The sequence below is a fragment of the Kitasatospora sp. NBC_00039 genome, from assembly GCF_045160625.1.
Lineage (GTDB): Bacteria > Actinomycetota > Actinomycetes > Streptomycetales > Streptomycetaceae > Kitasatospora.
Map to the genome: position 1 here is coordinate 6,091,262 of NZ_CP108289.1, position 11,931 is coordinate 6,103,192.

An 11,931-nucleotide genomic window follows, 5' to 3' on the forward strand; every position below is an offset into this window, starting at 1 on the left:
GGCGGACCACCCCCCCGAGTGCGCTAATGTATGTCCCGCAGCGAGCGCCGAGGAGCCCGGGAGACCGGGGGCCGAAGCGGAAGCCCGATCCCCCATAGCTCAATTGGCAGAGCAGCCGACTGTTAATCGGCAGGTTATTGGTTCGAGTCCAATTGGGGGAGCTCAGGTGGCGGTCCTCTCGGGGGCTGCCGTCCTGCCCGTGGTGCGACGCTTGTCCACCGCGATCCCGCATAGCTCAATTGGCAGAGCAGCCGGCTGTTAACCGGCAGGTTTTTGGTTCGAGTCCAAATGCGGGAGCTTCACCGGGTGCGCCCGGTGACTGCTCAGAGCGAAGGCCCCCCGGTCGACCGGGGGGCCTTCGTGTTGTGCTGCTCACGCCGGTGCCCTGCTCACGCCGGTGCCCTGCTCACGCCGGTGTCGCTCTGCCCACGCCGCCCGGCCGGGGCGGACGTCAGTCGGTGGCCCGGCGGTACAGCTCGGCGACCCGGTTGTCGAAGGTGATGCTGTACGAGGTGCCCGGGCTCTCGCCGCCCTCCTGGTAGCCGCCGATCACGCCGATCACGTTGCCGGTCGTGGTGATCCACGGGCTGCCGCTGGTGCCGTTGGTGTAGCCGCCGCAGTCGAAGCGTTCCTGGGTGGGGCCCTGCGGGCTGGTCCGGACCGCGCAGGTGATCGGCTCGTCGCGCTCGTTGGGGTAGCCGGTCACCGAGACGGTGAGGCCGAAGCCCTGGCCGGTGCCGAGCGGGTTCCCGCCGACGGCATCCTCGATCTCCCGGCCGTCCACCGGCCGGAGGGTGATGAACGCCACGTCGTACTCGGGGTCGTCGTCGGCCGCCCAACGCGGATCGACGGTGACCGCCTGCACCGGCCAACTCCCGTACGGGGAGTAACCGTTGCGGTAGCCGGGGGTGAACACCAGGCCGTCCAGCAGGCCGATCCGGCGGCTCTGCACGCAGTGCGCGGCGGTCACCAGCAGATTCCGCCGCGGGCTGTGCACCACGCTCGCCGTGCAGGCCCGCGGCCCCTGGGCGGTGTGGATCGAGAGGGTGCCGATCCGGTCGCCCGTCGGGCTCTGCGGCGCCACCGAGGCGGTCGGCGGCTTCTTGTCCCCGCTGCCGCAGGCGGTGCCGGAGGTGAGCAGCAGGGCCGCCAGCGCGACCGCCTGGGCCGCGCGGCCGGGCCGTACCGGGCGGGGGGCCATCGGGGCTCCGTCTCGTCCTCGGGGGCGGCCCCTGCGGGTCGTGCGGACCGCCTTTCGTGAGGAAGATCTACCAGTCCTCGCCCGGCGGCGCCAACCTCCGAGCCCGGCGGTTTCCCTTTGGGGCGGACGGCGCCGTGCCGTGCCGGGCCCGGCACGGCACGGTCAGCCGGTGGCGCGGTCGTACAGGGCCTGGACCTTGTCCCCGAAGTAGCTGCTGTACGAGGTGTCGGGCGAGTCGCCGCCCTCCTGGTAGCCGCCGATCACGCCGACCACGGTGCCGGTGCGGGTGTCCGCGTCGAAGTCGGTCACCCAGGGGCTGCCGCTGGTGCCTCCGGTGTAGTCCGGACAGTCGATCCGCAGCTGGGTGGGGCTCTGCTCGGAGGTGGTGTTGCTGCAGGTGATCGGCACCTCGCTGGTGCCCGGGTAACCGGTGACCTTCACCGGCAGCCGGTAGCCGCGGTTGACGCCCAGCCGGTTGGCGCCGAGCACCTGCTGCACCTGCTGCCCGTTCTGCGGCCGGACCACCGCGAAGGCGACGTCGACGTCCGGGTCGGCGTCGTCCTTCCAGGCCTGGTCGACGGTGACCGCCAGCAGCGGCCAGACGCCGCTCGGGGTGTCGCCGTCCCGGTAGCCGGGAACGAAGACGAGGTCGCTGCGCTGTCCGAGCTGTGGGTCCCACACGCAGTGCGCGGCGGTGACGATCAGGTTGAGCCCGGCGCTGTCGACCACGCTGGCGGTGCAGAAGTGGTCGCCGTCCGCGTTCCGGGTGAAGACGGCCCCGACCAGGCCGTTGAGCACGGTGGGCTTGGCGGTGCGGGTGACGCCCGTCTGCCGGCCGAGCGCGCCGCGCAGCCGTTCCGGGCTCCAGCCGTGGCTGTCGGTGGAGGCGGAGGTCGTGCCGGCGGCCGAGGCGGGGTGCGAACGCATCGTCGGGCCGGCGCCGCCGGGGCCCGCCGCGGTGGTGCAGCCCGCCGCGGCCAGGAGTGCCAGCGCGGCGCCGGCCGCCACCAGCTCACGTACCGTCATCGGCCCAGGCTCCCCGCTGCCGCCGTGGGCCCGCCACCGGAACTGCTCCGCGTGGGGAGGCGTGCTTCCGTGCGCACCCATGTGCGCCCCCGGCGCGCACCAGGGGTGATCGACCGGCTATGCTGCCCGGGACGGCCTTGCGGGGCCGTCTGCTGCTGCCGCGACCGGGTGACCGGTGCGCGCGGCGAACCGGGGCGGTAGCTCAGCCGGTTAGAGCAGGGGACTCATAATCCCTTGGTCGTGGGTTCGAGTCCCACCCGCCCCACCTCGAACACGTGACAGATCGTCCGATGGAAGGTCGGGCCGGCCTGCACACATGCCCGAGGCCCACGCGGCACTCTAGTGGCAAGGCCGGTCGGAATCCGCCTCAACACCCCGAGATTCACCCTCCTAGTGGACACCCGGCGACATGGCGCGGGAGAGCCGAGTTGTGGCAGCTCTGGCGGGCCTCCCGGCGCGAGCGGACCGCTTCCTGACCGCAGGCCGCCGACGATCGCCGGCTCCTCAAACGCACGTTCGCGACGCGGTGGTGCCCCGTCGGGGACCGTCCCTGGTGAGGACGACGCCGGTGCCCGTCCGTGCGGGGCGGGCTTCCCCGCGGACGGGTCGGGACCGCCGGACGGCCGCGGTGGCAGGGTCCGGCCGTAACGCCGTACCCGGGACCCGTCGGATGGCAGCTTCCTGCAGCGGACGGCGGATTCGGCCGCTGCCCTGCCTAGGCTCCTCCCGTACCTCGTCCAGCCAGGTACCTCGTTCATCGAGGGCGCACCCGGCACGGGTCTCCCGGCGATGAGTGAGGGGAGGAAAGGACCATGTCCATGACGTCCCGCTCCGAGCAGGCAGCCTCCCGCCGTCAGTCCTCCCCGCGCAGCCGGACCGTGCTCTGCCCGGTCGACGTGCGGATCCTGGAGGGGATAGCCCGCGGCCACTCCAACCTCCAGCTGGCCACCCAGCTCTACCTCAGCCGCCAGGGCATCGAGTACCGGGTCGGCCGGATGCTGCGCCTGCTGCGGGCCTCCAACCGGGCCTCGCTGGTCGCCCGCGCCCACTTCCTCGGGATTCTCGCGGAGGGGACGTGGCCGCCCCGGGTCCTGCCCCGGTTCATCGAGGACGACGGGGGTGCCGCCCGCCGTGAGCCGGACGAGGCCGCCGGGCGGGCGTCGTTGTAGGGCCGTCCGTGTTGCCGGGCCTCCCGTCCGGCGGCTCAGCGGCCGATCCGGACCGGGAAGTCGAGGGCGCCGGGAGCGACCGCGGGGGCGAGGCCGGCGACCGCGGCCCGGCCGAGCAGGCCGCGGACCGCCGCGTAGCCCTCGTCCCCGATCGCGGCGGTGTGCCCGTTCACGTAGAGGCCGATGTGCTGGTCCACCACATGCGGCGCCATCTCCTGGGCGTGCCGGAGCACGTACGGCCGGGAGGCCTGCGGGTTGTCCCAGGCGTACCGCACCGAGTCGGCGGCTGCCCGGGCGAGGACGCCGAGGGCCTGTTCGCCCAGGCTCCGCCTGGCCACGATCGCGCCGAGGGGGATCGGCAGCCCGGTCTCCCGCTCCCAGACCTCGCCCAGGTCGGCGAGGCTGCGCAGGCCGTACTCGTGGTAGGTGAACCGCGCCTCGTGGATGACCAGCCCCGCGTCCACCAGGCCGTCCCGGACCGCCGGCATGATCTCGTGGAACGGCAGCACCACGACCTCACCGATGCCGCCCGGGCTGCCGGGCGGTGCGGGCGACACGGCCGTGGCCGCCCAGAGCCGGAACAGCAGGTACGCCGTCGACCGGCTGCTCGGCACGGCGACCCTGCGTCCCACCAGTGAGGCCGGCTCGGCCGCGTCCCTGACCAGGACCAGCGGCCCGCAGCCACGCCCGAGCGCGCCGCCGCTGGGCAGCAGCGCGTACTCGTCGAGGACGTACGGAAGGGCGGCGTAGGAGATCTTCAGGACGTCCAGCGAGCCCTGCTCGGCGAGCCCGTTGGTGACGTCGATGTCCGCGATCCGGACCTCGAGGGCGGGCGCGCCGGGGAGCAGGCCGTGCGTCCAGGCGTGGAAGACGAAGGTGTCGTTGGGGCAGGGCGAGTACGCGATGGAGAGCGGTGGCACCGGCTCACCCTTCCTTGTCGGACGACGGCGCGTCGGGCCGGCGGGCCGCGGCCGGGCCCACCCCTCCAGGGAAGCGGCTGCGGTCTGGGGATTTCCCTGGAAAGACCTCGCCAGGATGGGGGCGCACCGTGCCTCACGGGCACCGACCTAGGGGGTTCTGGCATTGGACGCAGGGCTGAAGCGCGAGCTGGAGGCGAAGGTCTACGCGGGTGAGCGGCTGACCCGGGAGGACGGGATCGCGCTCTACGAGAGCGATGACCTGGCCTGGCTGGGTGGTCTGGCCCACCATGTGCGGACGCGGAAGAACGGCGATGTCGTCCACTTCAACGTGAACCGTCACCTCAACATGACGAACGTGTGCAACGCGTCCTGTGCGTACTGCTCGTTCCAGCGCAAGCCGGGCGAGAAGGATGCGTACACGATGCGCATCGAGGAGGCCGTGCGTCTGGCCAAGGCGATGGAGGTGGACTCCCTGACGGAGCTGCACATCGTCAACGGTCTGCACCCGACCCTGCCGTGGCGTTACTACCCGCGGTCGTTGCGGGAGCTGAAGGCGGCGCTGCCGAACGTCTCGTTGAAGGCGTTCACCGCGACCGAGATCCACTGGTTCGAGAAGATCAGCGGTCTGCCGGCGGACGAGATCCTGGACGAGCTGATCGATGCCGGGCTGGAGTCGCTGACCGGTGGCGGTGCGGAGATCTTCGACTGGGAGGTCCGTCAGCACATCGTGGACCACGACACCCACTGGGAGGACTGGTCGCGGATCCACCGGCTCGCGCACGGCAAGGGCCTCAAGACGCCGTCGACGATGCTGTACGGCCACATCGAGGAGCCCCGGCACCGGGTGGACCACGTGCTGCGGCTGCGGGAGCTGCAGGACGAGACGGGCGGGTTCCAGGTCTTCATCCCGCTGCGCTACCAGCACGACTTCCACGACTCCAAGGACGGCGTCGTGCGGAACAGGCTGATGGCGCGCACCGAGATGGCCACGGGTGCGGAGGCGTTGAAGACCTTCGCGGTCTCCCGGCTGCTCTTCGACAACGTGCCGCACGTCAAGGTGTTCTGGGTGATGCACGGTGTCACGACGGCGCAGCTGGCGTTGAGCCACGGTGCGGACGACATGGACGGCTCGGTGGTCGAGTACAAGATCACCCATGACGCGGACAACTTCGGCACCCCGAACAAGCTCGGCCGGGACGACCTGCTGGGCCTGATCCGGGACGCCGGATTCCGCCCGGTGGAGCGCAACACCCGCTACGAGGTCATCCGCGAGTACGACGGCCCGGACCTGACGCGCCGGGAGACCCCGCAGGCCATGCGCCTCTGACCTCGACGGCCCCCACCCCGACGACGATCGGCAGGTTCCAGCCATGCCCACGAAGACCCACGACGAGCCGCACGACGAGGAACTGGAGGTCTGGATCGACCAGGGCCTCTGCACCGGGGACGGGATCTGCGTCCAGTACGCGCCGGAGATCTTCGAGCTGGACATCGACGGCCTCGCCTATGTGAAGGACGAGGACGACGAGCTGTGCCAGCAGCCGGAGGAGGCGGTGACCCTGCCGCTGCCACTGCTGCGGGACGTGGTGGACTCGGTGCGGGACTGTCCCGGGGACTGCATCCACGTACGCCGCCGCAGCGACCGGGTCGAGGTGTACGGGCCGGACGCGTGACCGGGCGTGCCCGGCAGCGGCCGAGGACCGGCCACATCCGGTTCCTCAACTGCCTCCCCCTGCTCTGGGGGCTGGCCAGGACCGGCGACCTGCTCGACCTCGACCTGACCTTCGGCACGCCGGACCACCTGAGCGCCGCACTGGCCCGTGGCGACCTCGACATCGGCCCGATCAGCCTGGTGGAGTTCCTCCGCAACGCCGACGACCTGGTCGCCCTCCCGGACATCGCGATCGGCAGCGACGGGCCGGTGATGTCCTGCCTGATCGTGAGCGAGGTACCGCTGGCCGAGCTGGACGGCGCCCCCGTCGCGCTCTGCTCCACCAGCCGCACCTCCGTGCGGCTGGCCCGGCTGGTGCTCTCCGATCTGGTGGGCGTCAAGCCGAACTACTTCGTCCGTCCGCCCGACCTGGCGACCATGCTCTCCGAGGCCTCCGCGGCCGTGGTGATCGGCGACCCCGCGCTGCGGGCCTCGCTGCTCCAGGCCCCCCGGCAGGGGCTGGAGGTGCACGACCTGGGGGAGATCTGGCGGGACTGGACGGGGCTCCCGTTCGTCTTCGCGGTGTTCGCGGCCCGCCGCGACTTCCTGGCCAGGGAGCCCGGGACCGTGCACCAGGTCCACCGGGCGCTGCTGGCCGCACGCGATCTGGCCCTGGACGAGATGGACCTGGTGTGCGAGCGGGCCGCCCGCTGGGAGGACCTGGACGCCCCCACGCTGAAGCGCTACTTCACCTCGGCGCTCGACTACGGCCTCGGCGAACGCCAGCTCGCCGGCATCGCGGAGTTCGCCCGCCGGGTCGGCGGCGACGCCGGCGCGGGCTTCCCGGAGGGCGTCCGGGTGCGGCTGCTGGACACCAGCGCACGGGGGAGCCGACCAGTACAGCCGGACGTGACCAGCAACAAGCCGACGAACTGAAGGAGAGGGCGGCGACGTGTCGAAGCTCGAAGAGGAACACCCTGGTCTGCAGGCCGTGCTCGACCGGGCCGCCGGTGGTGGCCGGATCACGCCGGAGGAGGCGTTGGAGCTGTACCGTTCGGCGCCGTTGCACGCGCTGGGTTCGGCTGCGGACGCGGTGCGCCGGCGTCGGTACGCGGGGACGGAGCACATCGCGACGTACATCATCGAGCGGAACATCAACTACACGAACGTCTGTGTGACGGCGTGCAAGTTCTGCGCGTTCTATGTGGCGCCGAAGAGTGACAAGGGCTGGTCCCGTGATCTCGACGAGATCCTGCGTCGTTGTGCGGAGACGGTCGAGCTGGGTGGTACGCAGGTCATGTTCCAGGGTGGGCACCACCCGGACTACGGCGTGGAGTACTACGAGCGGGCGTTCTCGGCGATCAAGGCGGAGTTCCCGCAGTTGGTGATCCACTCGCTCGGTGCGTCCGAGGTCGAGCACATGTCGCGGATCTCGGGGGTGTCGGTCGAGGAGGCCGTCACCCGGATCCACCGGGCGGGTCTGGACTCGTTCGCGGGTGCGGGTGCGGAGTTGCTGCCGGAGCGGCCGCGCAAGGCGATCGCGCCGTTGAAGGAGTCCGGTGAGCGGTGGCTGGAGATCATGGAGGTCGCGCACGGTCTGGGTGTGGAGTCGACGTCCACGATGCTGATGGGTACCGGTGAGACCAACGCCGAGCGGATCGAGCACCTGCGGATGATCCGTGACGTGCAGGACCGTACGGGTGGTTTCCGGGCGTTCATCCCGTACACCTACCAGCCGCAGAACAACCATCTGAAGGGTTCGACCCAGGCGACGGTGTTCGAGTACCTGCGGATGATCGCGATCGCGCGGCTGTTCCTCGACAACGTGGCCCACATCCAGGGTTCGTGGCTGACCACCGGCAAGGAGGCCGGCCAGCTGTCGTTGCACTACGGGGCGGACGACCTGGGTTCGGTCATGCTGGAGGAGAACGTGGTGTCGATGGCCGGTGCGAGGCACCGGTCGAACCTGACCGAGCTGATCCACCTGATCCGGGCCGCGGACCGTGTCCCGGCGCAGCGCTCGACGACGTACGAGCACCTGCGGGTGCTGGACGATCCGGCCGACGACCCGGTCGACCCGCGGGTCGCCTCGCACATCGCCTCCACCGCGATCGAGGGCGGCACCGCCCACCCCGAGCTGAAGCTGCTCGGGACGCGCTGAGCGATGGGCCACGGGCGGGAGGGGTTGGGAAAGTGACGATGCGTCAATCGGTCGCCCTACCATGTCATATGCATGGAGGGCATAATGACGGATGTGCCTTCAGTGCCGCAGAACCGACTCAAGTGGCTGACCCTCGCGGTGTGTTGTCTGAGTCTGTTCATGGTGGGCCTGGACACGACGGTCGTGAATCTGGCCCTTCCCGCCATCCAGCACGATCTGGACGCCACGGCCACGGGCCTGCAGTGGACGGTGGACGCCTACACGGTGGTGCTCGCGAGTCTGCTGATGCTCTCCGGCTCGATGGCCGACCGGTTCGGCAGGCGGCGCACCTTCCAGACCGGCCTGCTGCTGTTCAGCCTCGCTTCGTTGCTCTGCGGCCTGGCGCCGGACACCGGGACGCTGGTCGGGTTCCGGATGCTGCAGGCGGTCGGCGGTGCGATGCTCAACCCGGTCGCCATGTCGATCATCACCAACACCTTCACGGACCTGCGGGAACGGGCCAGGGCGATCGGGATCTGGGGCGGCGTGGCCGGAATGAGCCTGGCCTTCGGCCCGGTGGTGGGCGGCGCGCTGGTCGATCTGGCGGGCTGGCGGTCGATCTTCTGGATCAACATCCCGTTCGGCGTCCTCGCCCTGGTCCTGACCGCGCTGTTCGTCCCCGAGTCCAAGGCGCCGCACCCGCGCCGGCTCGACCCCGGCGGGCAGCTGCTGGTGATCACCCTGCTGGCGGCGCTGATCTTCGGGATCATCGAGGGGGCACGCCAGGGCTGGGGTTCGTGGCCGATCGTCGGCTGCTTCGCCACCACCGTCCTGGCGGCGGCGGCCCTGGTGCGGCACGAGCGGCGGCGCCCGGAACCGTTGCTGGACCTGCGGTTCTTCCGCAGCGTGTCGTTCAGCGGGGCCATCGCCTCGGCGGTCTGCGGCTTCGCCGCACTGGCCGGCTTCCTCTTCCTCAACTCCCTCTATCTGCAGAACGTGCGGGGGTACTCCCCGTTGCACGCCGGGCTCCTGACACTGCCGATGGCGGCGATGACACTGGTCTCCGGCCCGCTGGCGGGCCGGGTGATCGGTGCCCGCGGGCCTCGGCTGCCGCTGGTGGTGGCGGGGAGCGGGATCGCGCTCTGCGGTCTGCTGCTGACCGGGCTCACGGCGGACACCCCGATCTGGTTCCTGGCCCTCGCCTACGTGGCGTTCGGCATCGGCTTCGGCATGCTCGACGCCCCGATCACCTACGCGGCGGTCTCCGGGATGCCGCCGTCCCGGGCCGGGGTGGCCGCAGCGGTCACCTCCACCGGTCGCCAGGTGGGGGCCTCGCTGGGGGTCGCCGTGCTGGGTTCGGTCACGACCGCCCGGATCGCCGGTCCGTTCGCCACCGGGTTCCCGGCCGCCAGCCACCTCGGCTGGGCGATCATGGCCGGCTGCGGGCTCGCGGTGCTGGCGCTGGCCGTCCTCACCATGGGCCGGGCGGCCCAGCGGCCCACCGAGGACCCGCCGGGCCCCCTCGACCGGGTCACGCCGCCGAGCGGCGCACGGACGCCATGACCGGACGGACGCCGCAGGCCCGCCGGGTGACTCCGCTCGCCGCGTTCCGCGCCCGGCTGCTGGCCGAGGTCAACGCCTCGGTGCACGGGCCGAACCTGCACCTGGAGCGGTACGACCGGCCGGCCGGGGATCCCGGGCTGTTCGGTCCGCAGAGCGTCGTGTGGCGCGTCAACGGTCACCCGGCCGGGATGCTCACCGGCGGCTTCGCGGCCCTGTTGCTCCAGTCGCTGCACCCGCTGGCCATGGCGGCGGTGGACGGGCACTCCGACTTCCGGTCCGACCCGACCGGCCGGCTCAACCGGACGGCGCGCTTCGTCACCACCACCACCTTCGGCTCGACGGCGGCGGCCGGGGAGGCGATCGAGCACGTCCGGCGGCTCCACCCGAGGATCCACGGCAGGGCACCGGACGGACGGCCGTACCGCGCGGACGATCCGGACCTGCTCACCTGGGTGCACACCGCGGAGGTCAGCTGCTTCCTGGCGGGCCATCAGGTCTTCTCGGCGACGCCGCTGTCGGCCGCGGAGTGCGACCGCTACTACGCGGAGGCCGCCCTCGTCGGCGAGCGGCTGGGGGCGGCGGGGGTGCCGCGCTCGGCCGCCGAGGTGGACCGGTACCTCGCGCGGATCCGCCCGGAGCTGCTGGCCACCCCCGCCGCGCTCGACTGCGTCCGGTTCCTGCGCGGCTTCGGCCGCAGCCCGCGCGAGCGGGTGGCCACCGGGCTGCTGATGAACGGGTCGATCGGCCTGCTGCCGAGGTGGGCCAGGGCCGAACTCGGGATCCGCCGGCCCGGCCTGGTACGAGCGGGCTGGGATCGCCCGGCCGCCCGCGCGATCGGACGGGTACTGGTGTGGGCCTGCGGGCCCTCCGAGATCCAGCGGGCCGTCCGGCAACGGATGGCTTCCGGCGGATAGCACCCGGGGGCGGCCGGACCCTCCGCCCCGGGGCGATCCCCGCAGACCCTTCCCGGGCCCGACGCCCGGGCTACGACGACATGCCGGCGCCGGCCCTCCGCGCGCCGCACCGTGAACGCGACCATCGCACCGATTGCCCAGGAGGCTTGGACATGGCACCAACCGCGAAGCCCATCGAGGTCGAGCTCCGACCGCTGTACAAGGCCCACTACCGATTCCAGTTCCTCAGCGCGGCCTTCCAGTTCGGCCTCTTCACCATCCTCGAGCAGGAGCCGGGCATCGCGATGCCGGACATCGCGGCCCGCGTCGGCCTGAAGGAGCAGCCGACCCGAATACTGCTGCTCGGCTGCACCACCATGGGCCTGCTGCGCAGGGAGAACGGCGGCTACTACAACACCCCGCTCACCCAGCCGCTCGCCGACAACCTCGACGAGTCGCCCGCCGCCTTCATCCCGTGGGAGCAGCAGGGCATCTACCGGGCGATGTCCTGGTTCCCCGAGGCGCTGAAGGCCGACACCAACATCGGCCTGCAGCGGGAGATCCCGGGCACGGCGCCGACCATGTACGAGCGGCTGGCCGACCATCCGGAGCTGGAGTCGACCTTCCACACCATGATGGCCTCGGTGAGCCGGCTGGTCGGCGAGGAACTCAAGGAGAAGCTCGACCTCTCCGGGTACACCCATCTGCTCGACATCGGCGGCGGCACCGCCATCAACGCCTCGAACCTGGTGGAGCGCTGGCCCGGGCTGCGGGTCACCATCGCCGACCTGCCCTCGGTCGCGGCCAGTGCCAACGCCACGATCCAGAAGCTCGGGCTGGCCGACCGGGTGAACGCGGTGAGCCTCGACGTGTTCAAGGACGAGTTCCCGGCCGGGTGCGACTCGCTGCTCTTCGCGCACTTCCTCGAAATCTGGTCCGCCGACCGGATCCGGGCCCTGCTGGCGAAGGCTTCCCGCGCCCTCGCCCCCGGCGGGGGGATCTTCGTGGTGACGCCCTACCAGAACGACGAGGAGACCGGGCCCGACCGGGCGGCCTACCTCTCGGCGTACTTCCACACCATCGCCTCCGGCGAGGGAATGGTCTACACCGGCCGGGAGTACGAGCAGTGGTTCGCCGAGGCCGGCATCGAGCCCACCGGGCGGGTGGCGCTCGGCGCGGACACCGTGGTGATCTGCGGCCGCAAGCGGGCCTAGGCCTGTCCGGCGCGCAGGCGGCACGCCACTGACCCGGCGGCCCTCCGCAGCCCTCCGACCGCGCGCCCTCGGCGGTCCAGGGCTCGCGAGCGCCGCCGGGGCGGTGGCGTTCCCCGAGGGGCACGTCGACGTCTCGGGCGGCTCCGCCCGGCGC

The 11,931-nt window shown here is 71.7% G+C and carries 11 protein-coding genes and 3 tRNA genes; 11 read left to right on the plus strand and 3 right to left on the minus strand.

The window, feature by feature from the left end; translation table 11 throughout:
• The first annotated feature begins 88 nt into the window (after positions 1–88).
• Both OG286_RS27060 and OG286_RS27065 read left to right on the plus strand, forming a co-directional pair.
• Positions 89–161 (plus strand) — tRNA-Asn (locus OG286_RS27060).
• Between the two features lie 63 nt (positions 162–224).
• Positions 225–297 (plus strand) — tRNA-Asn (locus OG286_RS27065).
• Positions 298–451: 154 nt separating this feature from the next.
• Here the strand turns inward: OG286_RS27065 and OG286_RS27070 are convergent.
• Both OG286_RS27070 and OG286_RS27075 read right to left on the minus strand, forming a co-directional pair.
• Complete coding sequence (locus OG286_RS27070; RefSeq protein ID WP_396323274.1) at positions 452–1,201, minus strand: trypsin-like serine peptidase; 750 nt, start codon at positions 1,199–1,201, stop codon at positions 452–454.
• A gap of 162 nt (positions 1,202–1,363) precedes the next feature.
• Positions 1,364–2,227, minus strand: coding sequence for a trypsin-like serine peptidase (locus tag OG286_RS27075; RefSeq protein ID WP_396323275.1), 864 nt, complete (start codon positions 2,225–2,227; stop codon positions 1,364–1,366).
• Positions 2,228–2,418: 191 nt separating this feature from the next.
• Here OG286_RS27075 and OG286_RS27080 point away from each other — a divergent pair.
• Together OG286_RS27080 and OG286_RS27085 are read left to right on the plus strand one after the other, a co-directional pair.
• Positions 2,419–2,492: transfer RNA gene (locus OG286_RS27080), tRNA-Ile, on the plus strand.
• A gap of 547 nt (positions 2,493–3,039) precedes the next feature.
• Entirely contained in the window at positions 3,040–3,396 is a 357-nt protein-coding gene (locus OG286_RS27085) for a LuxR C-terminal-related transcriptional regulator (protein WP_396323276.1), read from the plus strand.
• A 35-nt stretch (positions 3,397–3,431) separates the two neighbouring features.
• Here the strand turns inward: OG286_RS27085 and OG286_RS27090 are convergent, their stop codons facing one another.
• Positions 3,432–4,316, minus strand: a complete 885-nt coding sequence (locus OG286_RS27090; RefSeq protein ID WP_396323277.1) for a 1,4-dihydroxy-6-naphthoate synthase — start codon at positions 4,314–4,316, stop codon at positions 3,432–3,434.
• A gap of 163 nt (positions 4,317–4,479) precedes the next feature.
• Here OG286_RS27090 and mqnE point away from each other — a divergent pair, with 163 nt between their 5' ends.
• From mqnE to OG286_RS27125, 7 genes are all read left to right on the plus strand, one after another.
• Positions 4,480–5,643 carry an aminofutalosine synthase MqnE gene (gene mqnE / locus OG286_RS27095; RefSeq protein WP_405359729.1) on the plus strand — a complete coding sequence of 388 codons (1,164 nt, stop codon included), beginning with the start codon at positions 4,480–4,482 and terminating at the stop codon, positions 5,641–5,643.
• 43 nt (positions 5,644–5,686) lie between these two features.
• The gene (locus OG286_RS27100; protein WP_396326179.1) at positions 5,687–5,989 is read left to right on the plus strand and encodes a ferredoxin; all 303 of its coding nucleotides are present in this window, start codon (positions 5,687–5,689) and stop codon (positions 5,987–5,989) included.
• Positions 5,986–6,903, plus strand: coding sequence for a menaquinone biosynthetic enzyme MqnA/MqnD family protein (locus OG286_RS27105; protein ID WP_396326180.1), 918 nt, complete (start codon positions 5,986–5,988; stop codon positions 6,901–6,903). Before OG286_RS27100 ends, OG286_RS27105 begins: the two co-directional genes overlap by 4 nt.
• A gap of 16 nt (positions 6,904–6,919) precedes the next feature.
• A complete protein-coding gene (gene mqnC / locus OG286_RS27110) occupies positions 6,920–8,128 on the plus strand; it encodes a cyclic dehypoxanthinyl futalosine synthase (RefSeq protein WP_405359726.1) in 1,209 nt (402 codons plus the stop codon).
• 84 nt (positions 8,129–8,212) lie between these two features.
• Complete coding sequence (locus tag OG286_RS27115) at positions 8,213–9,670, plus strand: MFS transporter (RefSeq protein ID WP_396319629.1); 1,458 nt, start codon at positions 8,213–8,215, stop codon at positions 9,668–9,670.
• Entirely contained in the window at positions 9,667–10,584 is a 918-nt protein-coding gene (locus tag OG286_RS27120; RefSeq protein ID WP_405359724.1) for an oxygenase MpaB family protein, read from the plus strand. The genes OG286_RS27115 and OG286_RS27120 overlap by 4 nt, the downstream gene beginning before the upstream one ends.
• Positions 10,585–10,736: 152 nt before the next feature.
• Positions 10,737–11,777 (plus strand): methyltransferase, encoded by a 1,041-nt coding sequence (locus OG286_RS27125; RefSeq protein ID WP_396319627.1) that lies wholly within the window; start codon positions 10,737–10,739, stop codon positions 11,775–11,777.
• The last annotated feature ends 154 nt before the right edge of the window (positions 11,778–11,931 follow it).